The organism is Metabacillus crassostreae, assembly GCF_016908395.1.
In the GTDB taxonomy this organism is placed as follows: domain Bacteria; phylum Bacillota; class Bacilli; order Bacillales; family Bacillaceae; genus Metabacillus; species Metabacillus crassostreae.
Genome location: NZ_JAFBDU010000008.1, coordinates 42,286 through 69,024, shown reverse-complemented (window position 1 = coordinate 69,024; position 26,739 = coordinate 42,286). Strand labels below are relative to the sequence as shown.

Below are 26,739 nucleotides of genomic sequence, written 5' to 3'. Positions count from 1 at the left end.
CCTCCCGAAACCGTATTATATCAACAGTCTATTAATATGGTTAGAAAGCAACAATCTTAACAGCCTTGAGAAAAGATCCAGCCATAAAATAGGGAATAGATAAGCCTTTTTTTGAAGGAGACTCGGACATAACAAAGTAATTGATAATGATAAACCCGAATTATTAGGTGATATTTATCTATTGCCTGATAGTTCGGTTTTTTATTTGATGTCTTCTATAGAAATTTTGATCTTGGAAACTATTTTTAAGAACTTAGTGTAATGGAGCGGAAGACATTCGACTCCTACGGGACGTAGAGGAAAGGCTGAGACCCCACAGGCGTTTGCGCCGAGGAGGCTCAGCTTCCTCCCCGTGGAAAGCGAGTGTCTGCAGCGCAATGGAACGAACTTGTTTTCTAAGCTTAACTGATTAAAGAAGAATTAGCTTAATTACTTACGTCCCAGCCTCTTACTTCTTATGTCCTTTTCTTATAGTCTTTCCCCCTCACCTATCTACTGTTTCCAAATAAAATTGTAATTCCAAACTATCCAAAATTCACCAAATACGTCTTAAGCCTTAGAGAAGTTTACACCTCAAGTCATTTAACGAGTGATCAGTTAATGTTTAATATTATGACTGTAGTAACTAACTAAATATAGAAACTTTTTCCTGTAATAAAGGAGGAGTTAAAAAAGGTAAGTTCATCAACTATAACGAGAAGTCGGAAGGAGAAAAGAAGATGTCGTGGATTACAAAATGGTCTTTTAAAAATAAGGCTGCAGTCATTTTAATGTCAATGATTATATTAGTAATGGGGGTTTTGAGTTATTTCAGGCTACCGATGGAATTTCTTCCGTCTGCAGATCAACCATTTATCTCTGTTGTCACAATGGGAGAGGGAATGGATGCAAAATCGATGGAGAAGCAAGTAACAACTCCGATTGAAAAAGCAGTTGATTCAATAAGTGGGATAACGAATGTTTTCTCAACAACAGGTGATGGATATTCATCGGTTGATATTCACTTTGAATCAGGTGTTGGAAAAAAAGAAGCAAAACGTGAAATTGAAGAAGCACTAGGAACCGTACCTCTTCCAACAAATGTGATGAAACCGAATATTGTTCAGTTAAATACATCGATGATTCCTGTTTCGTATGTTGCTCTTACATTTGATAAAGGAATTAATCCTAATACAATACAATATGCAGAAAACGAAATTGTTCCTTATTTTAAAAACATCGACGGTGTTTCTGATATACAAACAAATGGTGTTATCCCTTCATATGTTTCGGTTAAGTTAAATGAGGAGAAAATGGCAGAAAAACAAACCTCTGTTGAACATATTATGTCGTTGCTTCAAGGACAAACAAATGCCACTGCTGTTGGAGTAAAGGATATCGATGGCAAAGCCTCAAATATTAAAGTAGTTGGTGATATCACAACACTTGAGAAACTTAAAGAAACTGAAGTTATTCCGAAAGTTGCGCTTAAAGATATAGCAGAAATCAACATCCAAAAACAAGAAAGTAATTTAACTAGATTAAATGGTAAAGATGGATTGATCTTTGTGATCACAAAAGATAGCAGTTCAAATGCTGTCACAATTAGTAAAGAAGTAAAAATAGCTTCAAAAGAAATAAATGAGAAATATGATGATTTAGAAGCAACAGTAATATTAGCTACAGCAGATATGGTTGAATCATCTGTACACAGTATGATTAAGGAAGTTTTACTTGGTGCTTTATTTGCAACAATTGTTATTATGATCTTTCTACGAAATCTTCGTTCAACATTAATTACGATTATTTCAATACCATTATCACTAGGATTTACTTTATTCCTGCTTGCTCAATCAGGAGTAACCTTAAATGTTTTAACACTTGGTGGAGTTGCCGTTGCAGTGGGGCGACTTGTAGATGACAGTATTGTTGTAATTGAAAATATTTTTAGAAGAGCCCAAACGGAGAAATTTTCAATAAAAATGGTTATTGATGCAACAAAAGAGGTTGGTATGGCGATTACATCCTCAACTTTAACGACTGTCGCTGTATTTTTGCCGATGGGCTTAATTCAAGGAAGCTTACAAGATTTCCTTCTGCCTTTTGCATTGACTATAACGTATTCCCTTTTAGCGTCGTTAATTGTTGCGATTACCATCGTTCCAATTATGAGTGCTGGGTTACTGAAAAATGCAAAAATAAAAGAACACAAACCATCAAAAGGATTCTCAAATTTCCTAACTTGGTCTTTGAATCACAAATGGGTTGTTCTTTTAACATCCTTCTTCTTATTTGCTGGATCAATTGGAGCATATGTGGTTCTGCCTAAAGGATCTGTGGATAAAGCAAAAGCAGATTATGTACTTGTTTCATTAGAATATTCAAATGAAACACCTATTGAAAAGGTTAAGGAGGAGTCATTAAAATTAGAGGATTATATTCTTAAACAAAAAGAGCTTGATCATGTTTATGTACAGTTAGGGAATACAGAGGATGGAGCTAAATTTGGCTCTGTGGAAAGTCCTACGAAAACAATGATTATGGCTATTTTGAAAAAGGATGCGGAAATGGGAGGATTTGTTGATAAAATTCACTCTCAAAAAGCTGAATATAAAGATGCGACATTAGAAGCGACAGAAGCAACGATGATGAGTGGTGGTGGAACATCAATCACGATCGATGTTATCGGCGAGGATATTGAACAATTAACAAACGTATCTGAAACAATAACAGCAGAAATCAAAGATGTAGATGGAGTGGAAGAAGTTACATCAAATCAAGAAGAAACCAAAACAGTTTATTCATTTGTTGTTGATCCAAGTATGGCTAAAGCGGATCAAATCGCCCAGCAGGCTTCAGTTATGCTTAATAAGACTCCATTGGGTTTAATAGAAATGAACGATCAACAAACAATGGTGATGCTTGAGCCGATTTATAACCCAGAAACGAAGCAAGATCTTTCAGAGGTTCCGATCATGACTGCTAATGGGTTATCGTCAATTTCAGATGTTGCAAAACTGCAGCAAGTAGAAGAGCCTACTAGTACATTCCATAAAGATGGAGAGCAATATGTCAGAATTACAGCTAATGTTGAACCAGAAAACCTGTCTGCCATTTCAGCAGAAGTGAACAAGAAAATCTTTGGTGATCAAGAGGTTAAGGGAATAAAGGTTCCTGATAATATTGATGTTTTAGTTGGTGGAGCAAGTGCTGATCAACAAAGTGATTTTAATGACTTGTTTATGACTATGCTTGCATCAATTGGAATTGTCTTTTTAATCATGGTTATTACCTTCAAAACTATTCGTGCACCTATTGCGATCTTATTTTCTTTACCACTAGCAGCAATTGGCGCCATATTAGGAATACTGATAAGTGGCATTTCTGTTGACATCACAGCATTGCTTGGTGCTCTTATGTTAATCGGTATTGTTGTAACAAATGCAATTGTTCTACTAGATCGAGTAAAACAAAACGAAAAAACAATGATTATCAGAGAGGCAGTAGTTGAAGCTGCATCAATAAGAATGCGTCCAATTATTATGACGGCCGTTGCCACAATTTCAGCAATGCTTCCACTGTTATTTAAAGAAGCAGAAACTGGTAATTTAGTATCTGCTAGTTTAGCAGTAGTTGTTATTGGTGGATTAAGTGTAGCCACATTGTTAACCCTAGTCGTGATTCCTGTTGTATATGAATTACTGCATTTTAGAACAGCTAAAAAACAAAGACAACAAATAGAGAAGCAAGACGATACAATAGCAGTATAATACTTCAGATGAAACTGACCATTGATCATTAAGAATCAATGGTCAGTTTTTTATATTAAAGTAATAGTTTCAATAGACAGTATCTTTTTATAGGTAATTATATCTATGTGTAATTTAGATTTTTAAAAAAATTGGAGAATAAATAGTCTGATTATAGTATAATGAAAACGAATACACTACTAAATTAATACAATATTACTTATTTTTGAAACAAACGTACTTTTTTAAAGAGTGTTAAAAGGGCATTTTCAAAGAATTATGGATCATTGATTACATATGTGGGGGATGAGTTATGAGGATCAAATCTAAATTCATAAAAAGAGAAAAAGGTAAAAGGAAGCCTAAACAACAAAAAGATAGAAAGATGATGTTGAAACTTCCTCCTAGCATTAAAGGCATGACATTAAGATCAAGAATCATTATATTTCTGCTATTATTCACAATTATTCCTAGTGTCATTATTGGTAATGTTGTCTATTTTGTATCTAAAAATACGATTGAGAGTAAAGTTTCAACAATGAATGATGAAATTGGAACACAGGTGACGCAAAATGTTAATTACAAATTAGCAGAAATTGATAATCTATCTCTCGTCCCTTTTACTAATCTTGATTTAATCGAACAATTAAAAAGTGATGATGGTTTAACACAATATGAAGCTTTCAATATACAACGAACAGCCACAGAGTATTTGTCTGGAATTTCTTTCACGAATGAGCATGTTAAAGCGCTATTTTTTGTCAATAAAGACAATGAGATTTTTGGAGAAAAAAGCTATGTGAAATCACTTGGAATAGATAGCTTTATATCTGATGTTCTTGCTAAAAAAGGTGATGGAGTAACACGATCTGCTCAATGGGTTACTGGCTTCAATGGAAACAATGAACTTATTTATTTGTACCGAGATATTGAGAAAAATGGAACATTAATACTTGTTGCAGATCGGGCAATTTTTGAAAAGGTTTTTAAAGATGGTAAAGATCATTCTGGTAGAGAAATATCGGTTATAAGTGATGATGGAACGATTGTTTCTAGTAATCAAGAAAAACTGATTGGAACAAAATATGACGCAGCAAAAGATAGTCAAGATCATCTTACTTCTATAAATGAAAGTGAAAATGGTTGGCAAGTAGCCGTTTCTACATCAAAATCTTATCTTTTTAAAGAAATACAAAATGTTATTTATCTTGTTTATATCATTATTTTGGCATTTGTTGTCTTGGCACTTGTAGCTAGTATTTTCCTGGCGAAAAGTATGATTAAGCCAATACATGAGCTAGTTGGAATTATGAAGCATGCTGAAGAAGGTGATTTAACTCATCGAGCAGATTATTTATATAAAAATGAAGTTGGACAGCTTGGTACTAGCTTTAATACAATGATCGATAATATTAGAGCAATGATCGATGAAAATAAACGAGTTTCTGCTTATGCTGTTAATAGAGCAAATGATTTGAAACGTATTGCTTCTGAATCAGCATCAGCTTCAGAGCAAATTGCATCTGCTATAGAAGATGTGGCAAAAGGCGCTGTTAGTCAGGTTGATTATTCAGAAAGAACGAATCGTGAAATGAAAGAGCTTTCGAGTGAGATTAATGAAGTTTCCAATAACATGAACAAAGTATCGGAGTTTACGGAAACAACGAAAAAAGTAAGTAGTCAATCAATAGAAACAATTAAAGAGCTCACAGAGAAAAATAAAGAGATGGGCACAAACATTAGTCAAGTTGATTCTACAATGGATGCGTTAAACAATGAGATTTCACAAATAAAAGAAATAGTTGAAATGATTAAAAATGTAAGTGAAGAAACAAATTTACTTTCATTAAATGCAAGCATTGAAGCTGCAAGAGCTGGAGCAGCAGGACGAGGATTTGCTGTTGTTGCAGATGAAATTCGTAAATTAGCTGATCAAACTAAAACGTCTTCATTAAGAATTGAAACAGTTATCGCAAGCATTTTAAATCAAACAAAAAAATCTGTAGAGCTAGTTAAAACAACGATTACTCTCTTTAAAAAGCAAACATCTTCTATTAATAATACTCAAGAAGCTTTTGAAAATATTTTAGAAGGCACAAACTCGATAATAGACGAAATTAATCATGTTGAAGCATCAATAAGCAAAATTAATCTTAATAAAGATAAAGTGGAAAGTGCGATAAGTGAAATGGTTGATGTTGCAGAGGATTCTTCAGCGACAACAGAGGAAGTGACGGCTACAACAGAGGAACAATCAGCAGCTGCAGACGAACTAGGTAATTTGGCATCAGCACTTTCAAGTACAGTTGCTGAATTAGAGCAAACAATCAATAAATTTAAAGTCTAAACATAAGATTACGATGTTAAATTTCGTTGATATGTGTGACATCTCTCTTTGATGCATTGTCTCTGAAAATTGAGTAATAGAAAGGATTAGGCAAACGTCTAGATCACTTTCTAGGTGAACTACATAAAGTATCAATGTAGATCATCTTGGAGGTGAAGAATTAATGAGTGGTGCAGTTGGTTATACAGGTGGATTCACATTACTTGTTGTACTATTTATTTTGTTAATCGTAGTTGGAGCTGGTGGATATACTACTGGAGGATACGGAGTAGGTACACCGGGTTACGGCTATGGATACGGATATTAATAAATGAAAAAGAGGCACTTAGTTGTGCCTCTTTTCTTATTAGATAAATTACTTTAGACCTGCTGCAATTTTCACCTTATCTTGATGAGAGGAATCAATTTGCCCGTCTTTGTGGCGAGTCGAATTTTTAAAATGAATATCAAAATGTCCGGTCAATCCATTGTTACTAATATAATCAACATCATGTGGAGCAAAAGACATACTGGCCGCGATTTTTCGTCCATCAACTTCAACGAGTACTGCGCGAGTAGACCAACTAAATCCACCCCAAATGCCTTTTGCAATCGTTGTATCTGCAGTTGTAACTGTTTCACAATCTGCATGGTTTGCCCCAATTGTTCGCTTAATTTTAAAGCTTTTTCCTGTTTGAAAATCTGTAATCGTGACAGTTTTACCAATAGGGAATACATATTGTGCTTCTGTCCACCAATCTAAATATTCCCCATGACGCTCACTAACCGTTTCCTGAACAGCAATTTGATGAACAGGAATAGTGAGCTTTTGACCGATTGAAAGCCTGCTAGATGTTGTTAATTTATTGACTCTTAAAAGCTCGGCTTGTGGAATACCATATTTCACACTTAAATTCCATATATTATCCCCAGAAACAACAGTGTGGGTGCGATAAGAAACCGTATTTTCTATCTTTTGGATGGGAGTGCTACTAGTGTTTGGTTGTCCTGATCCTTTTATCAATAGCGTTTGCCCAACAAAGATTAATTCAGACTTTAAAGAGTTCAAAGACATAATATCAGATGTAGTTACACCAAAGTTCTTAGCAATTTGTGAAAGTGAATCACCACTTTTTACTGTGTAGGTTTGTTGCGACTGCTGCTCCTTTAGTTGTAGCTTTTGACCAAGAAAAATAGTATCCGTATGTAAATTATTTACTTCCTTTAAATAACTTACAGTAAGACCGTAGCGTTTCGCAATGCCAGAAAGAGTATCACCTGCTACAACAGTATAAGATGTAGGAGCTGAAACATTATTGTTAACTGGGTTCTCCTCATTAGTTGTTGGATTTGAGATCTTTAGAGTTTGTCCCACAATAATCGTCGAGTTAGTTAATAAATTTAGGCTCATGAGTTCTTGAACAGTCGTGTTGAATTTCTTTGCTATTACAGATAAGCTATCACCACTTCCAACTGTATACAAATCAGGTAAGGGATCAGTTGGCTGGGTTTCCTTTTGAGATTCTACATGTTGTTGGCCTGGTATATTAATTTTTTGACCAATAGTAATGATATCTGTAGTCAAATTATTTTCTGCTTTAATGGCAGCAACAGTTGTACCAAACCTTTTTGCCAAAACAGATAGGGAATCACCAGCTTGTATTGTATAGGTGCTTATCGTCGTGCTTATTGCGTTAGAAGCTGTATCTTCAGATGTGGTTGAAATGTTTGTCGGAACATATAATGCTTGTCCTGGAAAGATGACATCTGAATTCATATTATTTAAAGCTTTAAGTCTCTCAACAGAAACTGAATAAGCTTTAGCAATAACGGAGAGAGAGTCACCAGATTTCACCGTGTATTTTGTTAATGGTAATTGCAAAACTTGACCAACCTTGATTGTGTCAGTTGTTAATTTATTGAAGGATTTTAACTCATTAGTGGTGATATTATACCTTTTGGCAATAACACTTATAGAGTCCCCACTTTTCACTGTATATGATAAAGCTGTAGTAACTGTCTGATTTGGTTCAGCTGCTTTTGCTGTTGTTTTAGAAGATATTCCGGAAAATGAAAACATACACACAATAATTCCACCGGCAACTATCTTTATCGTGTTAATTTTTAGACTAGGAAAACGACGTTGTGCATAAGAACTAATTTCTTCTTGCCGAGTATTCGTTACTTCAGTACCTAATTCTGTTGCGAATTCTGTGTCAAAATCAGATACATATAAAATTAATGTTGCTCCGTCCTGATGATGTTCAACTTTATATTTATGTAAAAATTCCACAGCTACACCTCCACCTATAGTATGGAAAAAGATAAAGAAAATTATCCTAAGTGAGGGTGTTGTGAAATTGTCAAACTTAATTGTCATGAACTCTTTAAAAGCTTGTATAATGAAGAGAGAACGCTTTAAAAATTGGAGTTGAAAAGATGTTTCATTCATCAATTGGATTATTGAGATTTACTGGTATTTTAGAAGGAGTTTCTTATCTTGTACTATTGCTTATTGCGATGCCGTTAAAGTATTTTTTTGATTTTCCGATGGCTGTAACAATTGTTGGGGCCATGCATGGGTTCTTATTTGTCATTTATGTGATTATGGTTGCATTTGTTAAATTTCAGAAACGCTGGTCTGTCTTATGGGGATTCTGGGCTGTATTATTAGCTTTTATTCCTTTTGGTACATTTTATTTGGACAAGCAATTAAAAACAAAATAACTTCATGTTTTGTTGTTGCTAGAAGGGGATGGGACATAAATAAAGAAACCATCCCAAAATACGAATAAATCTAAATTCAGTTAAGCTGAATAAACAAGTTCGTTTCATTGCGCTGCAGACACTTGCTTTCCGCGGGGTGGAAGCTGAGCCTCCTTCGGCTTCGCCTGTGGGGTCTCAGCCTTTCCTCTACACCCGCAGGAGTCAAGTGTCTTCCGCTCCATTCCACTAGTTCTTAAAATTGTATGCAAAATCAAAAAGTCTATTGAAGACAGAAAAAAACCGAACTATTAGGGGATTAATTAATTGAAATATCACCTAATAATTCGGTTTTATCATTAGTTTAACTACTTATGTCCCGTCCCAGCCTCTCTTTCTTTGAAGGAAATCAATATATTTTGTGAGGTATCTTCATTATGAATATATTCAATCATAAGCGGTTTATTTGTTTCAAATAATTCTAGCTGCTTTTTTTGTTTCTCACTAATTTGCAGAGCTAAAGGTTTATTTTCGATGATCACTTCGATAGAGTGGTTATCAATCAGACCTATATAAGTAGCCTCAACTAAAATTTTCTGTTGTTCAGTTGATTTTGCTAATGTACTAATTGTAGAGTCTGTAATTTGTCCACAGCCTGCAAGTAATGTGATGGATAATGCGAAAATTGTACGTTTCATTGTTTCCTCCTCTTAACCTTCTTTTCCTATAGATAATATGAAAAATGAAATATATATTCCTTTGAATAGTCCTAGGGGGTATATTAAAATAAAAGAAAGTGTTCCTAGGAGGTATATTAGTGAATTCGGAGGAAAATAACCAAAGTTGCCATAATCATGAAGATAGTGAACATAGAAGTAGTCATCATTCGGAAAAAGTGAAAAAAAATCTTGTAACAAGATTAAATCGAATCGAAGGGCAAATCCGAGGCATTAAGTCTTTGATAGAAAAAGATACGTATTGTGATGACGTAATTACACAAATTTCAGCAACACAGGCAGCGTTAAACAGTGTTGGTAAATTACTACTCGAAGGTCATCTACGCTCTTGTGTAGTAGAACGAATTCAAGAGGGCGATGAAGAAATCGTTGATGAGCTATTAGTTACCATACAAAGATTAATGAAAAAGTGAGGGTGAAATAATATGGAAAATGTAACATTAAAAGTTGAAGGAATGTCTTGTCAGCATTGTGTGAGATCAATTGAGGGAAGTGTTAGTAAACTAAAAGGTGTAGCTTCTGTAAACGTGAATTTAGAAAGTGGAACAGTAGCAATTCAACATGAAGCTACAGTAACGATCGAACAAATCAAGGATGAAATTGAGGAACAGGGCTTTGATGTAGCTTGAGTCCGTTTGATGAGGAACATTGTAATAAGAACAATTAGCAGAAAGAATGCATGGGGTTATCCCAAATGCATTCTGTTTTTTATATGACGATGTTCTCATTCTTTTAAATGATTATGCTCTTTAAATTTTAAGATAAATCAAATGTTAATGATGTTTCAACTTGTGAAAAGATGAAGTGTGTGACTGTTGATGCATAAGGATTAATGAAATTAATAAACTCTTCAGCTTGTGAAAAGCTTTCAAACTGCATTTTTAACATATAACAGGCCTGTCCAGCTATACGATAGCAAAACTCAACATGATGAAGATCCTTTATTACCTTTTTAAATGATTGATAATCACCGTTTTTTATTGTTGCCTCAATGATACATTGAACAGGGTAACCCAATTTTTCGTAATCAACCTCTAGGGTGTATTTCTTGATGATACCAAAAGACTCCATTTGCCTTACTCTTTCCGTTACAGATGGAGAGGACAGATTAATTCTTCTTCCAAGCTCACTCATGGACAAGCGACTATTTTCGCGTAATTGATCGATTATTTTTCTATCTATTTCATCTATTTTCATATTTTATGAATTCATCCTTTTTTTCGTTAATTTAAGATTGAAATATTTGAAAATACATTTAAAAATTAATGTGAAACAAAAGATTAGTATTTTATCATTATTGTATATTGGAGATGATAATGATGACAAGAATTAAAAACTCAGCCATAGGAAAAACACCTTTTCAAAAGCTATTAGGTCATAATCAAATGGTAATGGGAGCATGGTCCAACTTAGGAGACATATTAGAACAAGATGGTTACCTTTCATCAGGATTAAAAGAACAAGTTAGAAGAACTTTAGCACAACAAAATGGCTGTGAATATTGTAAAGCAAAGGGAAAGCCTGATCCAAAATCTTTTGATGAAAAAGCGTTGGTTGCGGTTGGTTTTGCAGAAGTGTTCTTAAAACAAAAAGGTGATATTTCAGATTCTACATTTGAGATTTTAAGAGAGTGTTTTTCTGACAAAGAAATAAGCGAGTTAACGGCATTTATCACGTTTACAACAGCACAACAATATTTTGGGGCTATAATGGGTCTTGAAGGATAGTGTAATTATTTGAAGGTGCTCGAAATACTGTTGAATTTTGTCGATAAAAGTCTAATCGCCGGTAAATCGGCAGAATCGCTGATAAATTCTCATAATCGCTGATAAAATCAGAAAATCGCCGATAAATTCTCAAAATCGCCGATAAATTTTTCTAACGCTTATCAAATGTAGTAGGTTATGTATCAAGTGCGCAAATATGTGTACATACCAAACCGAATTAAGAGCAAAGTTAGCTCATAACCTGGTGTTTCTTATGATAAATTAAAGAATCCTTCCTGTTTTTTCACTTAATGTATAATAAATGAGAGAAAAAAACTTGGAGGAACTACATATGGTAGAGTTACCGAATTGCCCAAATTGTCATTCACAATATACATATGAAGATGGAAGTCTTCTGATTTGTCCCGAATGTAGCCACGAATGGACGTTAGAGGGAGAAAACCAACAAAATGAGGACAAGATCATCAAAGATGCAAATGGAAATATTTTAATCGATGGTGATTCTATAACAGTCGTGAAAGATCTTAAAGTGAAGGGGACTTCATTGGTTGTGAAAATTGGGACGAAGGTAAAAAATATTCGTTTAGTAGATGGAGATCATGATATTGACTGCAAAATTGATGGATTTGGTGAGATGAAGCTCAAATCTGAATTTGTTAAGAAAGCATAGTAACAAAGAAATTTCTGATATAAGAAAAAGACGTTCATTTCCCATTAATGAACGTCTTTTTAAATTGCGCTACTTAGATTTAACTTTTCAATGTCTCACTTTTCACAGGCTGTTTTGCTGAAATAGCCGCAATGGCAGCCGCAACAGGTAAAATTAACGTTGCTAAAAGAATTTCCTCATATCCTTTAAACATGTCAAAGGCTACTCCGAAAGGTAATGGTCCAAAAGCAGAACCAATAACCATCATGGTCATGGCAACACCCTTTATACTACCAATATGCTTTCTTCCAAAATAAGAAGGCCAAACAATCGCTAGTGTTATGCGCTCTAGTCCCCCTGTAATTCCCCAAACAACTCCAAATAAAATCGCCATAAAGATGCTATCTGTAAAAAAGATAATAATGATCATGAAAATCTCACCAATAAACACAATAGCTAATAATATATTTACTTTAACTCGTTCTAAAATAAAGCCTGAAATAAAGGTGATTGGAAATCCGATGATTGCCATTAAACTCAATATAAGTGCTGCAACACCAGGCTTCATCCCACCCTCACCAAGAATAGATACTAAATGAAAGGTTAATCCTGTGTTAACTAAAGCAGGAATAGCTACGATAAAAAGAAGTAGCCAAAATGCAACTGTTTTTCTCGCTTCTTTCAGTGTCCAGTTTTCTTCTAAAATGGTTTCATCTTCCTGAATTTCCTGACCAGTTCTTTTCAAAACAGTCGCATCATCTGGAAGTAATCCGATATCTTCTGGTTTATTCCGTGTAAATACATACGCAACTGGAACAAAAATAACGAGAAGTAAAATTCCCCATACCGTCCAAGTTGTTTGCCAATCATATGTTGTAATTAGCCATGCGTTTATTATAGGGAAAGCTGCAGAGCTAACAAATCCTCCTATAGCCATAAAGCTAAAGGCACGACCGCGATATTTTATAAACCATTGTGGAACTAATGTGTTTGGTAGTAATGTCATGGAGCCTTGCCCAAATAATCGAATAAGGAAAAATCCAATAAACAACATAACCATATTTGAAACAAAGCTATTCCAAAAACAAGCAAGCGCAAGCATACTTCCAATAATAACAACCATTTTTCGTTGACCATATTTATCAATTAATCGACCAACAAGAAATAACAAGATACCTGCTAGTAATGTTGCTGCTGAATAAATAGACGAAACAGTTGACCTGCTCCAGCCAAATTCTTTTATATATTCATCTATAAACAGTGATATCGTATAGGTTTGACCAGGTCCTGAAAAAAATACCCCCATAGCTGATAAAGCAACAATGATCCAACCATAATAAAATTTTGTTTTTATTGGAGCCATATTGTGCTGTATCACTTGTTGAAAATAAGACATAATTTCTCCTCCCTTAGATGCACGTTTAAAATTATACCATTTTTACAGATTTGAAAAATAAGAGATTCATATATTTTAGTAGCTAGTATGCTTCAATACCTGATATGATTGAGAAAAAGCAATTTAAAGGAGGCAATCCGTACATGAATGAACACTATATAGAAGCATTGGATATTGCTTACATCTCATCATTTTCAACAAAAATAAAAACAAGCTGGGGGTATTTGTTTTTAAATGAAAACCAACCGGATTATTATGATGCCAATCATGCTCATATCTCTTCATATACAGGAAGTTACAATGAAATAATTGATGAGGTTGTTTCCTTTTATCAAGCAAGAAACATTATTCCAAGATTTTATCTTTCACAATATGAAAATAATCAAGATTTCATTACATTATTGAAACAAAGAGGCTTTGGCTTTGAAGAGTTTTCTAACCCAGTGCAGCTTTGGAATAGAAAAGTAGATATTGAGAAGATCAGTAATATCACGATTGAAGAAGTAACACTAGATAATAAGCGAGAGGCTATTCATATTGAGTGTCAAATCCAAGAATTTGGTGGTTCGATCAGAGAAAAAGCCTTTGAAGAAGAATTTAACAACAAATCTTATACCCATTATTTATTAAGATATGATGGAGTAGCATGTTCAACAGCATGTGTTTTTTACCATGACAAAGATGCTCGGTTAGAAAGTGTTGCAACAATCGAAAGCTATCGTGGTAAAGGACTAGTTGGACAGCTTATCCACTATATCCAAAAAGAAGTTGAGCAAAAGCAGATCGAGCGATTTTGGGTTTTACCGATAAATGAAAGAGTGGAAAAGGTATATGAAAAATCTGGCTTTGAAACGATCTTAAATTTCAAAACAGGACATGCGTTCCTAGGTGGAAAAAGTGTTGAAGAGATAAGAAATGGGCTATAAGTTTTTTATAACTATATTGACAATTGAAATTAATTTCTGTTATCTTAAAAGTAACAAATATTAGGAGATGTGTTTTGTGAGGGTTTCTGTTCTTAACTAAACGAAGTAAATACTTCAACTACATCATTCAACTTTAAAAATCTTTTGTTAGTAAAGGTTTATTTGAGTTTGTCTTATGTAGAAGGTTGAGAACAAAACGGTTATGTACAACACAATTGTGATCTCTTACATAGTGCTCGTATGAAAATCCGTACTTTGTTTAAGTGCGTTTTTTTTATGTCAAAAACGCATACATGCAAAAAGTACGTTTTTCTATTTATGAAATTGGAGCAGTATGTCTAAATAAGAGATCTTAAAGGTGATGAACAGCCTATGTTCATCACCTTTTTGCGTTGAAGTAAATTTGTTTTTTAGTGTTATACAAAATAAGCTTTTTCAAAATGGAGGATTAAAACATTGAATAATAAAGCAATTGAAAGTGTAGAGTTCAATAAAGTATTAAAGCAGCTTAGTGATTATACGATGAGTGATGAAGGTAAACAAAGAGCACTGAATGTAACACCGTTAACAGATGAGATGAAAATAAAAAGGAAGTTAAATGAAACAACAGAAGCATGTGCAATTATTGAAAAGTCCGCAAGTATACCTGTTCATTCCTTACAAGGTGTTTTGCAAATGATTACTTTAGTTGATAAAGGATACCTCCCATCTCCAGAGCAATTTGAGTTTTTAAGTGCATTTTTAGATAGTGTAAAAAAAATAAAACGATTTATGCTGAAGCAGGAATACAATGCTCCAACTATTAGTTCTTACGCTTATTCTTTATATGAGCTAGAAGATTTAAAAGAAGAAATTACACGTTGTATTCGAAACAATTCAATAGATGATTATGCAAGCAGATTTTTAACTAAAACGAGAAACAAGATAAGAACAATTGAAGAGAAGGTGAAAACTAAGCTAACACAAATAATGAAATCTTCATCAAGTTATTTACAGGATGCAGTGATTACAGTGAGAAATGGAAGATACGCTGTTTCGGTAAAAAGTGAATTTAAACGAAAATTTCCAGGAACAATTGTTGATACATCATCAAGTGGTCAAACCGTATACATGGAGCCAAATGATCTTAATAAACTTCAGGATGAACTAGCTTATTTAAAGGTTGAGGAAGAGCTTGAAATGCAAAGAATTCTCGGTCACTTAACAGATTTAACAGCAACATATACAAAAGAGCTACAAATTAATGTTGAAGGAATGGTTTCCTATGATTTTATCTTTGCAAAAGCCAAGCTGAGTAAATTCATGAAAGCAAATGAAGTGATTGTGAACAAAAATGAAGGCTTTGATATCAAAAATGCTAAACATCCTTTGTTAGGTCACAGTGCAGTACCATTAACAATGACGTTAGGAATTGATTATCGTGCGCTTGTGATAACAGGTCCTAATACAGGTGGAAAAACAGTTACAATCAAAACGGTAGGGTTATTAGCGATGATGGTTCAATCAGGCTTACACATTCCTGCAAGTAAGGACAGTGTTTTTACTATCGTACATGATATTTTTGTAGATATAGGTGATCACCAAAGTATTGAGCATTCATTAAGTACATTTTCTTCACATATTCAAAATGTGGTTTCGATTTTGAAGCAATCACGGAGAAATACACTTGTAATTCTTGATGAAATAGGCTCAGGAACAGATCCTAATGAGGGGATGGGTTTGGCAATTGCAATTTTAGAGGCTTTATATAATTCTGAAGCATTAATGATTGCCACGACTCATTATAGTGAGATTAAAGAATTTGCAGAAAGGGCACCTGGTTTCCAAAATGGCTCAATGGATTTTGATCTTGAAACATTACAGCCACTTTATAAGCTTCTTATTGGAAAAGGGGGAGAAAGTCAAGCCTTCTCAATTGCTGAGAAGTTAGGAATGCCAGAACAAATTATAAGCCGTGCGAAGAGAATTTCATATGGTAATCCACGATCTAAACAAGGTATTGATATTACACCTGAAATTATGGTAAAAGAAAAGACTCAACAGAAAAAAGAAAAGCAGAAGGAATCTACATCAGTATCTTCATTCAAAGTTGGTGATGCGATATGGATACCACATCTACGATCAAAAGGAATTGTGGAAGCTGGTGCGAATTCAATAGGAGAGTTACAGCTCATTGTTAAAGGGGAGAAAATAAAGCTAAATCATAAAAGGGTAAAACCATTTATTGATCGTGAAGAGCTATATCCTGAGGAATATGATTTAGATCAGGTGTTTGATGCAAAGGATGTACGTAAGAAGAAGAAAATGATGAACAAAAAGCATGTTGATGGACTAACGATTGAATATGGTGAGGAAGAATAGTGTGGTGTGGTAATTGATGTGTCGTTTTTTGTCGAAAATCTAATATATAATGATTTTGAGCAAATAAATAGACCAAAGAGCAAATAAATATAGAAAATAAGCAAATATAACAGAAAAAGAGCAAATAAATCACGCTAAAGAGCAAATAAGCATGCTATGTGTAAGGTGTAGTCCCAATCAAAAAGGGATTACACCTTATCAAAAACACAATTTGTGAAAAACTTCACAAATAAGTATTGAAATTATATAAAAGGTGGAATATAATAAAGACATCAAGTAAATGTGAATAACTTCACAAACTTATGTGAAATATTTCACAAACAAACAAAATCACGAAACAATTCTAGGAGGAAAAAATAATGAAAATTGCTGTTATTGGATGTACACATGCTGGGACTGCTGCGATCTCTAATATGGTGAAGCAATACCCAGATGCACATATAAATGTTTATGAAAAAAATGATAATATTTCATTTTTATCTTGTGGAATTGCATTACATGTAGGTGGCGTTGTGAAAGATCCAAATGGTTTATTTTATTGTACTCCTGAGGAATTAACAAATTTAGGTGTGAATATGTTTATGAAGCATGAAGTAGTTGATGTAAATATAGAAGCAAAAACAATTACTGCTAAAAACCTTGAAACAGAAAAACTAGTAGAGGATACATTTGATAAACTAGTTATTACAACAGGATCTTGGCCAGTAATACCAAATATAGAGGGCATTACTATGGAAAATGTTTTATTGTGTAAAAACTTTCATCACGCGAACACAATTATTGAAAAAGCAAAAACTGCACAAAATATTGTTGTCGTAGGAGCAGGGTATATAGGGATTGAATTAGTAGAAGCATTTGAAATGAGTGGCAAAAATGTTACGCTAATTGATGGTGAAGAAAGAATTCTAAGCAAATATTTGGATGAGGATTTTACAAATATAGTAGAAGAGGATTTTCGAAATCGTGGAGTTCAACTAGCTTTAGGAAAATCTGTGACAAAATTTGTTGGAGAAGGAAATAAAGTAACAGCAGTTGAAACATCTAATGGAACATATCAAGCTGATCTTGTTATATTATGTATCGGTTTTAGACCTAATACTGGTTTATTTAAAGGCCAGATTGATATGCTTGAAAATGGTGCAATTAAAGTTGATGAGTATATGGTAACAAGTCATAAAGATGTACTTGCAGCTGGAGATAGCTGTGCTATTCATTACAACCCAACAGGTGAGCATGCATATATTCCACTTGCAACAAATGCAGTAAGAATGGGAACATTGGTTGCGAAAAACCTGCTAAAACCGACAATCCGTTATATGGGTACTCAAGGAACATCAGGTATTAAGATTTATGAACAAAATATCGCTACAACTGGTTTGACAGAAGCAATGGCACTTCGTATGGGTATGAATGTGAAAAGTATCACAATCTTAGAGCATGATCGTCCTGAATTTATGCCATCATATGAGGATATAAGATTAAAGGTTGTATATGAAGAAACAACAAAGCGTATTGTAGGGGCACAGGTTATGTCTAAGGTGGATGTAACTCAATCTATAAATACATTGTCTGTAGTAATTCAAAATAAAATGACAACAGATGAATTAGGCTTTGTTGATTTCTTTTTCCAACCACATTATAACAAACCGTGGAACTTCTTAAATCAAGCTGGTTTACAGGTTATGTAAATAAAATAACTATTTTACTATTTATAAAACAAAAACCGCTAATTTTAAGCGGTTTTTGTTTTGGATAATAAGGTAAGCGCTCTCATAATATGTTATATTATATATAAAATTGTAGAAATATATATAAAGAAATTAGGTGATTGCGATGAATCAGGTAACAGAATTATTAAGCTTGATAGATAGTAAATATTACTTTTTGAATAATATGGGTATGATTCTAGCAATTATCTATATTTTTATCATATGTAGGAAAATCAAATTTGGTAAAAAACAAGCTAGATTTTTGGATGCTGTATTCATAGGCTTGTTAGCATGGACAGCACTATTATGTATGCTTTTGTCGCTAAATATATCTATCTATGATGAAATTGTTCGTCTCAGTATTTCACTATTTATTTCAATCATTGCAATTTATTTTGTTCTTAAGGAAGCAAGAGGCTTTGAGCCACTTACTATTAGGAGATTTTTTCTCCTCGTCTTAGCATTTACCTTTTTACTGCTGTTAGGTGAAGGGGTATTATATATTATCATTTTTAAAGATTTTATAGCTTTGCATCCTACTTTAATTATTATTACCTTCTTTTTAACTTTAGGAATCGTTTCAGCTGCATTAAGGCTGTTTTATCAAATTAATGCAGAGCTTTTACATACTCGTGCCATGTTTCTTTCGATTATTGGGGGGATTTTTACCGGTCTAGGTGTTGCGGGAATCCCATATATGATTTTTATTTCACTTGTCAATTTTGAAACTTTTTCTAGCAATCCATCATTAATAAGAGAGACAATCCTTATTCCGTTTGCACTTGAGTTACTTTATTTGTTTATACTAGGCATTATTCCTAGTACATTTGGAGAAATGAAGCTTAGTGAAGAAAAGGAAAAGCTATCAATTAGTACACAACAATATGAGTCATTGTTTAAATTAAATCCGAGTGGAGTTATATTAGTTGATAAAAGTGGATACATCAAAAGTGCCAATCAAACAGCAATTAATCTACTAGAATATTCGTCTGCAGAGCTGATTGATCAGAAGTTTGATATCATTACAGGTGGAAATCATCATACTTTATATAACAATGTTTTAGAGGGGATTTATAGTGAACAATTTAAACGAATAGAAACCTCGCTATATACGAGAAATAAGCAAGAAATCATTGTAGATTTAACAATTATCCCAATTATAGTAAAAAGTGATGTTATTGGTGTTTACGGGATGTTTAAGGATATTACTCTAGAAAAAACAAATAAAGAACTAGTTCATTTTTTAGCTTATCATGATGATTTAACTCATTTGCCTAATAGGCGCTTTTTAATCGAAGAGGTAAGTTCTATTGTGGATGCTAAAACATGCTTTACGATTTATTCACTGGATTTTGATCAATTTAAAATAGTGAACGACATATATGGTCATCATATTGGTGATTTAATCATTTGTGAAGTTGCCAATCGATTTGTCACAAATCTACCTAAAAACTGTAGAATAGCGAGAATGGGGGGAGATGAATTTGCGATATTACTCCCAGAAGTAACAAACTGTGAGCAAGTCGAGAGCTTGGCGAAGCAAATTTTATCTTTATTTGATAAACCCATTCATGTCTCAAATATTGAATGGAATTTAACGACAAGTATCGGAATTGCTACTTATCCTAAAGATGGTGACAAAACAGATGTTGTTTTCAAAAGTGCCGATATAGCTTTGTATCGATCAAAAGCAAATGGTACAAATGGATATGAGTTTTATAGTGAAGAACTCAATCAGGAGCTTATTGAATTTGCATTTTTAGAGCAAGAATTGAAAAAAGCTATAGAAAATGAAACCATCCAAATTTTCTTTCAACCAAAATACAATGCAAAAAGTGAAAGCTTTGTGGGAGTAGAATCATTAGCTAGGTGGACATTAGAAGAAAGGGGAGTTATATCTCCAGCAACCTTTATTCCAATAGCAGAAAAAAGTGGTTTAATTGTTCAGCTTGATCAATATATACTAAAAAAGGCTTGTATGCAATTTAAGAGTTTAATTGAAGAAGGCTATGAGCTCAAAGGGCTATCTGTAAATTTTTCACAGCTATTATTTTATCATGATCATATTGTTGATTTTGTTCTTGAAACGTTAAAAGCTGCAGGACTTAGCCCGGTGCAGCTAGAAATAGAAATTACTGAAACAATTGCCATGTATAATACTGCTTATACACTGAATATATTGAATGAACTAAAGTCCCATGGAATCAGAATAAGCTTAGATGATTTCGGAACAGGTTATAGCTCAATTAGCTATTTAAAAGTATTGCCGATCGATTGCTTGAAAATTGATAAATCATTCGTTAATGATTTGACTGTTGACAAACAAAGTGATGCATTAGTCGTAACCCTGATTTCAATGGCAAAAATTCTTGAAATCGATGTTATTGCTGAAGGAGTAGAAACAATAGAGCAAGCAGAATTCTTATTTAAACATCATTGCTACGATATTCAAGGCTATCTATATAGCCGTCCCCTTCCACTTGAAGAAATGAGAACTTTATTACAACAGGGAAGTAGCAGATCTATAGTGTGATTTTAATTAAGGAATTATGTAGTACGTTATTAAAGAGAATCATTAATGAAAGAACTAAACATGAAGAAGATCAAGATTAAGAGGCTGGAACATAAGTATTTAAGCAAATAATAAACCCGAATTATTAGGTGATATGTTAATTAATTTTTTGACTAATAGTTCTGGTTTTTATTTTTTGATTTTGATAACTTTTTTTAAGAACTAGTGGAATGGAGCGGAAGGCACTCGACTCCTACGGGAATAGAGGAAAGGGTGAGACCCCGCAGGCGCTTGCGCTGAGGAGGCTCAGCTTCCTCCCCGTGGAAAGCGAGTGTCTGCAGCGCAATGGAACGAACTTGTTTCTTTAACTAGATTTAGTTTTTTCCATCTTATTGTATGACTTCTTAATTATATACCAACACCGAAAATTCTATGCAAACAATACTTTCCCCACATAATACGGTCAATTAGCAACACTGTTTTCAAAAAGAGCCTCACTAATAAGCAATCTTACTTTAATAAATCCATAAAAACCCATACAATAGATATGTGGGTTCAATTTATTGGAGGTGTGTGTATGGATATTCGTATAGAAAGAGATACGATGGGTGAAATTCAAGTACCAGCTGATAAGTATTGGGGAGCACAAACACAACGAAGTAAGCAGAATTTTGAAATCGGTAACGAGAAAATGCCAACAGAAGTTATTACAGGCTTTGCAATTTTAAAGAGAAGTGCTGCAATTGTCAATGAATCCTTAGGAAAATTACATAAAGATAAAGCACAAGCGATTGTAGCTGCTTGTGAGGAAATAATAGAGGGAAAACTTCTTGATCATTTTCCACTTGTTGTTTGGCAAACTGGAAGTGGAACTCAAAGTAATATGAATGTAAATGAAGTTGTTGCTAGAAGAGGAAATGAAATTCTGCGTGAGAAAGAAATTGATCTGAATATTCATCCTAATGATGATGTGAATATGAGTCAAAGCTCAAATGATACGTTTCCAACTGCCATGCACATTGCTGCAGTGATTGCTGTTCAACATAAATTAATGCCAGCTATTGATAAGCTTTCAGAAACCTTGGATGAGAAAGTAAAACAATTTTCAGATATTGTGAAGATTGGGCGTACACATCTTCAGGACGCAACACCTATTACATTAGGGCAGGAAATTAGTGGATGGGCTCATATGCTACATCAAACAAAAGAAATGATTAATCAGTCCCAAGCATATATGGAAAACCTAGCTATTGGTGGCACAGCTGTAGGAACAGGAATCAATGCACATCCTGAGTTTGGAGATCGTGTTGCAAAAGAAATTAGTCAGTACACAAAGCATAACTTTGTGTCTTCATCTAATAAATTTCATTCTCTAACAAGTCATGATGAAACAGTTTATGCACATGGTGCGTTAAAAGCATTGGCTGCCAATTTAATGAAGATTGCTAATGATGTGCGATGGCTTGCGAGTGGACCAAGATGTGGTATCGGTGAAATAACAATACCAGAAAATGAACCAGGAAGCTCGATTATGCCTGGTAAAGTAAACCCTACCCAAAGTGAAGCACTTACAATGGTTGCTGTTCAAGTGATGGGAAATGATGCTGCAATTGGTTTTGCAGCTAGTCAGGGGAATTTTGAGTTAAATGTATTCAAGCCTGTTATCATTTATAACTTTTTGCAATCTGTTCAGCTACTTTCAGATGCGATGATTTCCTTTCATGACCATTGTGTAATCGGAATTGAAGCGAACCTACCAGTTATCGAACGTTATTTAAACGATTCTTTAATGCTAGTAACAGCATTAAATCCTTATATAGGCTATGAAAATGCAGCAAAGATTGCAAAATTAGCACATAAAGAAGGATTAACACTGAAAGAAGCGGCAGTTCGATTAGATCTTTTAACTGAGAATCAGTTTGATGAATATGTTAACCCAGAGGAAATGACATATCCGAAGGGGTAAGTAAAAGAGGCTGGAACATAAGTATTTAAGCTAATGATAAACCCGAAAAATTAGGAGATATTTCAATTAATTATTCGCCTAATATTTCGGGTTTTTATTTGCCTTAATAGATTTTTTGATTTTCATAATATTATTAAGAACTAGTGGAATGGAGCGCAAGACATTTGACTCCTGCGGGTGCAGAGGAAAGGCTGAGACCCCACAGGCGCTTGCGCCGAGGAGGCTTAGCTTCCTCCCCGCGGAAAGCAAATGTCTGTAGCGCAATGGAACGAACTTGTTTCTTTCAACTTAATTGTTTAGATTTATTCGCCTTTTTGTATGACTTCTTTAATTATGTACCTGCCACTTTTGGAATTTTCATATAAAAAGCAGCACCATCATCTTCGTTTACTGCCCATACCTCTGCGTCATGTAAATCTGCGATTCGTTTGACAATACTTAAGCCAATTCCAAACTCTCCTTTATGACCCTTTTGAAAGGGCTCAAAAAGCTGATCTATTAGATTGCGATCAATTTCTGGTCCATCATTCCATAATTTAAAGATAACTGTTTCATCAACATCTGTAAGTGATAGTTTAATTGTAGTATCTGCATAACGTAATGAATTTTCTAACAAATTTTCAATTAGCTTTTCCCACTGATCAGGATCACCTAAAGTTGTCGTTTCTTGTAAATATAACTGCCAATTTAAATCAGGCTTTGCCCATTTTATTCTTTCAACCTCATCTTTTAAAAGTTGATCAAGGTTAAATATTGTTTTAACAGGCTTACGAGTTGATAAAAAATCGAGCTTTGTTAGATATAATAAATCTTTAATTTTTTTCTCAAGTTTTTCTGATTCCTCTTCAATAACATCCATTGTACTCGTTAAATCACCTTTAGGAAAGATCCCATCATTTACTGACTTTGCATAGCCTCTGATTACCATCACAGGTGTTTTTAAGTCATGAGATATATTTTGTAAAAGTGTTTGCTGTGTTTCGTCTTTTCGGACAAGATGCTGCCTCATTTTTTCAATCGAGTGACCGAGTTTACCTATTTCATCATTTCGATCTACTTCAACTGGTTCATGCCAATTTAAGTCAGAAAAGCTTGTTACATGTTTTTCAAGCTTTACCAATGGCTTTGTTAAATATCTTGCAAGCCAAATGGAAGGAATCCAGCTTAAGAGGAAAACAATCAGCATAATAATCATAAGCTGACGAAATAAAGTGAAAACAAGATCATTGCGGTAGGAATCCCAGGAATATGAGAGTAAATAGCCTGGTTCTCCATTGACGCTAATTTTGCGAATAACATAAAAAAGCGTTTGATCATTTAAGTTCTTTTCATAGCGTTCTACAGAAGCTGTTTGATTAGCTGCTATTGCTTGAGTTTGCTTGATAAATTCTATTGGTAGTGGCAGCTTTTCAGAATATAAAATATAGCGACTTTGGATAGATAAAATAAGATGATCAACAGAACGATCCTTCTGTTTTTTATCTGTGAACTCTGCTGCTGTATTACCAGGGTTTCCGTATTCTGTTAATACTAGCTGCTCATTTTCAATCGTTTTATAGATTTCCTGTGTGAAAAAACTACGCAAGGTTGTTGGAAATAAAATGATTAATAACAATGAAATAACCAATAAAATACCTGAAAATACAAGCCAGATTTGAAAAGCTAATGGTTTGTTTTTCATCCCTTTAACATCCTATATCCAAATCCATAAATCGTTTCCACCTTTAAGTCAGGCATCTTTTTTCTCAAGCGTCTAACAAGATCATCAACAACACGATCTGTGCCAAAATAATCATCTCCCCACAAACTCGTTAAAATTTGTTCGCGAGAAAATGCTTGACCTTGATTGTGTAGAAAAAGCTGAAGTAAATCAAACTCCTTGGATGTTAGTGTAAGTTCTTTGTCATTTAAATAAACAAGTCTAACTTGTTCATCAATTTGATAGGGAGGCAAACTTGTAAGTGAGTGTTTCTCTTTTTCTGAATACGTTCTTGAAAGTAATTTCTGTACTCTAATCACAAGCTCTCTTGGTAAAAAAGGCTTTGAAATATAATCATCACTTCCAAGCTCCAAACCCAGCACCCGATCAATATCAGCATCTCTTGCTGAAATGAAAATCACTGGAATCTCAGGAGTTACTGCTTTAATTTCTCTTATTAATTGATATCCATCTATGTCAGGTAACATAATATCTAAAATCCATAAATGTGGCGGCTGACTGATCAGCTTTCGTGCTTCTTCACCTGTTAAAAAGGAGGAAACTGACCAGCCTTCGTTTTTTAAGTACATCGTAAGAAGCTCGTTTAAGTTTGTCTCATCTTCGACTAAATACACGGTATAACTCATCATTTCACTTCCTCTCAAAGCTATTATACATTGTACTATTTAATCGTGTGTTTTTTTCACAATTTCCCATAATTCTTTCATCATTCTCCCAAACTCTTTTTGTATTCTTAGCTTAAGCAAAAAGAGGATTTAAAAAGGAGAATCATTATATGAGAGCTGTTATATTTACTGGTTTATCTTTATTACTAATTTTAATCGTTATTGGTGGATTTGTAAGTTCGCAAGGAGCTTAAAAGGTATTTTATAGATCAAAACAAATAATGGAGGAATAGATAATGGGTTATTATGACGAAACAGATCTTACAAGAGAAAAAACAAAATCACGCAAAAGTATAAAACCATTTTTTACAACACTATTAAGTGGAGTAGTAGGTGGAGCACTAGTATTGGGTGTTACAACATACAATGATCAAAATGAGGAACAAGCTATATCAGCCAACAGTAAATCTGTTGTCGAATCTTCTCTTCAAGAGAAAAATACAAATACTACATCACCAGTTACAACTGAGGAATTATCCACTAATTCAGGCTCAATAGCTGATATTGTTGATAATCTTGGACCAGCAATTGTTGGGATTACACAGATGCAGGAAGGTAATAATATTTTCGGTAATGAACAAGGTCCAAGTGTAGAAAGTGGTACAGGTTCAGGCTTTATCTTCAAAAAAGAAGGTGATGTAGGTTATGTGTTAACAAACAATCATGTAATAGAAGGAGCTTCATCAATTGAAGTGACGTTATATGATGGTGAAAAGGTTTCAGCTCAACTAGTCGGAACTGATGCATTGACGGATATCGCAGTATTGAAAATTGATGGTAAGCATGTGACAACTGTTGCAGAGCTTGGAGACTCTGAGGCACTAAGAACTGGAGAAGATGTTATTGCGATTGGTAATCCATTAGGTGAGGAGTTTTCACGAACAGTCACACAAGGAATTATTAGTGGAATTGATCGAACTATTGATGTGACAACATCAGAGGGAGATTGGGCACTAAATGTTTTACAAACTGATGCTGCAATTAATCCTGGTAATAGTGGTGGTCCACTAATTAATATGGATGGTCAGGTTATTGGAATTAATAGTTTAAAAATAAGTCAAAATGGCATAGAAGGACTAGGCTTTGCAATTCCGAGTAACGAAGTTCTACCGATCGCTGAAGAACTAATGAGCAGCGGTAAAGTCCAAAGGCCATTTATTGGAGTAGGCCTTGTGGAAATGAGTGAAATACCTGCTGCTTATTTACAAGAAAATATGAAGCTGCCAAATGATGTGAAGGATGGAGTTGTTGTTGGTAATGTTTCACCAGGTTCACCTGCGGCAGAAGCAGGGCTTCAACAACAAGATGTGATTGTGTCTATGGCAGGACAAGATATTACAAGTGGTAATGATTTAAGAAGAATTCTCTATACTGAAACAGAAATTGGTGAAAAAGTAGATGTTACGTTATACAGAGCAGGAGAGAAAATGACTGTTAAAATCATGCTTTCAAATCGTGATGCTACAAATGCTTAAAGGTAGAAACTCGTTATTCTTTATATAGATATTCAAAGTCGTCTTATTGAAGTATTATATCTTTTTTAAAAGGTGTGATTTCATATGACGGCTTTTTCTATCTTTACTGTATAGTTTCGAAAATACAAGGGAAATATTA

General features: G+C 34.0%; 20 protein-coding genes. 14 read left to right on the top strand and 6 right to left on the bottom strand.

Going from position 1 to position 26,739, the window contains the following annotated elements; all coding sequences use genetic code 11:
• The first annotated feature begins 719 nt into the window (after positions 1 to 719).
• The 3 genes from JOC75_RS19095 (at position 720) to JOC75_RS19085 (ending at position 6,382) form a co-directional block, all read left to right on the top strand.
• Complete coding sequence (locus JOC75_RS19095) at positions 720 to 3,749, top strand: efflux RND transporter permease subunit (RefSeq protein ID WP_204955582.1); 3,030 nt, start codon at positions 720 to 722, stop codon at positions 3,747 to 3,749.
• A 292-nt stretch (positions 3,750 to 4,041) separates the two neighbouring features.
• Positions 4,042 to 6,075 carry a methyl-accepting chemotaxis protein gene (locus JOC75_RS19090; protein WP_204955581.1) on the top strand — a complete coding sequence of 678 codons (2,034 nt, stop codon included), beginning with the start codon at positions 4,042 to 4,044 and terminating at the stop codon, positions 6,073 to 6,075.
• A gap of 163 nt (positions 6,076 to 6,238) precedes the next feature.
• On the top strand, positions 6,239 to 6,382 hold the full coding sequence (locus tag JOC75_RS19085; protein WP_204955580.1) for a YjcZ family sporulation protein: 144 nt from the start codon (positions 6,239 to 6,241) through the stop codon (positions 6,380 to 6,382).
• Positions 6,383 to 6,430: 48 nt separating this feature from the next.
• Here the strand turns inward: JOC75_RS19085 and JOC75_RS19080 are convergent, their stop codons facing one another.
• Complete coding sequence (locus JOC75_RS19080; protein ID WP_204955579.1) at positions 6,431 to 8,347, bottom strand: LysM peptidoglycan-binding domain-containing protein; 1,917 nt, start codon at positions 8,345 to 8,347, stop codon at positions 6,431 to 6,433.
• A gap of 146 nt (positions 8,348 to 8,493) precedes the next feature.
• Between JOC75_RS19080 and JOC75_RS19075 the strand changes: the two genes are divergently transcribed.
• On the top strand, positions 8,494 to 8,781 hold the full coding sequence (locus JOC75_RS19075; protein ID WP_204955578.1) for a DUF3817 domain-containing protein: 288 nt from the start codon (positions 8,494 to 8,496) through the stop codon (positions 8,779 to 8,781).
• Positions 8,782 to 9,125: 344 nt separating this feature from the next.
• On the opposite strand, the gene JOC75_RS19070 is transcribed toward JOC75_RS19075, so the two are convergent.
• Complete coding sequence (locus tag JOC75_RS19070) at positions 9,126 to 9,455, bottom strand: hypothetical protein (protein WP_204955577.1); 330 nt, start codon at positions 9,453 to 9,455, stop codon at positions 9,126 to 9,128.
• 119 nt (positions 9,456 to 9,574) lie between these two features.
• Here JOC75_RS19070 and JOC75_RS19065 point away from each other — a divergent pair, with 119 nt between their 5' ends.
• A complete protein-coding gene (locus tag JOC75_RS19065) occupies positions 9,575 to 9,907 on the top strand; it encodes a metal-sensitive transcriptional regulator (RefSeq protein WP_193559358.1) in 333 nt (110 codons plus the stop codon).
• 12 nt (positions 9,908 to 9,919) lie between these two features.
• Complete coding sequence (gene copZ / locus JOC75_RS19060; RefSeq protein WP_204955576.1) at positions 9,920 to 10,123, top strand: copper chaperone CopZ; 204 nt, start codon at positions 9,920 to 9,922, stop codon at positions 10,121 to 10,123.
• Positions 10,124 to 10,250: 127 nt separating this feature from the next.
• Here the strand turns inward: copZ and JOC75_RS19055 are convergent, their stop codons facing one another.
• A complete protein-coding gene (locus JOC75_RS19055) occupies positions 10,251 to 10,691 on the bottom strand; it encodes an Lrp/AsnC family transcriptional regulator (RefSeq protein WP_204955575.1) in 441 nt (146 codons plus the stop codon).
• A gap of 122 nt (positions 10,692 to 10,813) precedes the next feature.
• Here JOC75_RS19055 and JOC75_RS19050 point away from each other — a divergent pair, with 122 nt between their 5' ends.
• Together JOC75_RS19050 and JOC75_RS19045 are read left to right on the top strand one after the other, a co-directional pair.
• Positions 10,814 to 11,221, top strand: coding sequence for a carboxymuconolactone decarboxylase family protein (locus tag JOC75_RS19050; protein ID WP_204955574.1), 408 nt, complete (start codon positions 10,814 to 10,816; stop codon positions 11,219 to 11,221).
• A gap of 331 nt (positions 11,222 to 11,552) precedes the next feature.
• Entirely contained in the window at positions 11,553 to 11,891 is a 339-nt protein-coding gene (locus tag JOC75_RS19045; RefSeq protein ID WP_204955573.1) for a zinc ribbon domain-containing protein YjdM, read from the top strand.
• Positions 11,892 to 11,970: 79 nt separating this feature from the next.
• Here JOC75_RS19045 and JOC75_RS19040 read toward each other — a convergent pair whose 3' ends face one another.
• On the bottom strand, positions 11,971 to 13,266 hold the full coding sequence (locus tag JOC75_RS19040; RefSeq protein ID WP_204955572.1) for an MFS transporter: 1,296 nt from the start codon (positions 13,264 to 13,266) through the stop codon (positions 11,971 to 11,973).
• A 143-nt stretch (positions 13,267 to 13,409) separates the two neighbouring features.
• On the opposite strand from JOC75_RS19040, the gene JOC75_RS19035 reads away from it, so the two are divergent.
• The 5 genes from JOC75_RS19035 to fumC all read left to right on the top strand — a co-directional run bounded on the left by JOC75_RS19035 (position 13,410) and on the right by fumC (position 22,740).
• The gene (locus tag JOC75_RS19035) at positions 13,410 to 14,192 is read left to right on the top strand and encodes a GNAT family N-acetyltransferase (RefSeq protein WP_204955571.1); all 783 of its coding nucleotides are present in this window, start codon (positions 13,410 to 13,412) and stop codon (positions 14,190 to 14,192) included.
• Positions 14,193 to 14,648: 456 nt separating this feature from the next.
• A complete protein-coding gene (locus tag JOC75_RS19030; RefSeq protein ID WP_204955570.1) occupies positions 14,649 to 16,553 on the top strand; it encodes an endonuclease MutS2 in 1,905 nt (634 codons plus the stop codon).
• 359 nt (positions 16,554 to 16,912) lie between these two features.
• Complete coding sequence (locus JOC75_RS19025; protein WP_204955569.1) at positions 16,913 to 18,241, top strand: FAD-dependent oxidoreductase; 1,329 nt, start codon at positions 16,913 to 16,915, stop codon at positions 18,239 to 18,241.
• A gap of 145 nt (positions 18,242 to 18,386) precedes the next feature.
• The gene (locus tag JOC75_RS19020; protein WP_204955568.1) at positions 18,387 to 20,795 is read left to right on the top strand and encodes an EAL domain-containing protein; all 2,409 of its coding nucleotides are present in this window, start codon (positions 18,387 to 18,389) and stop codon (positions 20,793 to 20,795) included.
• Between the two features lie 556 nt (positions 20,796 to 21,351).
• Positions 21,352 to 22,740 carry a class II fumarate hydratase gene (gene fumC, locus JOC75_RS19015; RefSeq protein WP_204955567.1) on the top strand — a complete coding sequence of 463 codons (1,389 nt, stop codon included), beginning with the start codon at positions 21,352 to 21,354 and terminating at the stop codon, positions 22,738 to 22,740.
• 331 nt (positions 22,741 to 23,071) lie between these two features.
• Here the strand turns inward: fumC and JOC75_RS19010 are convergent, their stop codons facing one another.
• Both JOC75_RS19010 and JOC75_RS19005 read right to left on the bottom strand, forming a co-directional pair.
• Positions 23,072 to 24,421 (bottom strand): HAMP domain-containing sensor histidine kinase, encoded by a 1,350-nt coding sequence (locus JOC75_RS19010; RefSeq protein WP_204955566.1) that lies wholly within the window; start codon positions 24,419 to 24,421, stop codon positions 23,072 to 23,074.
• Positions 24,418 to 25,086 carry a response regulator transcription factor gene (locus JOC75_RS19005; RefSeq protein WP_204955725.1) on the bottom strand — a complete coding sequence of 223 codons (669 nt, stop codon included), beginning with the start codon at positions 25,084 to 25,086 and terminating at the stop codon, positions 24,418 to 24,420. The genes JOC75_RS19010 and JOC75_RS19005 overlap by 4 nt, the downstream gene beginning before the upstream one ends.
• Positions 25,087 to 25,361: 275 nt before the next feature.
• Between JOC75_RS19005 and JOC75_RS19000 the strand changes: the two genes are divergently transcribed.
• Positions 25,362 to 26,600 carry a S1C family serine protease gene (locus JOC75_RS19000; protein ID WP_204955565.1) on the top strand — a complete coding sequence of 413 codons (1,239 nt, stop codon included), beginning with the start codon at positions 25,362 to 25,364 and terminating at the stop codon, positions 26,598 to 26,600.
• The last annotated feature ends 139 nt before the right edge of the window (positions 26,601 to 26,739 follow it).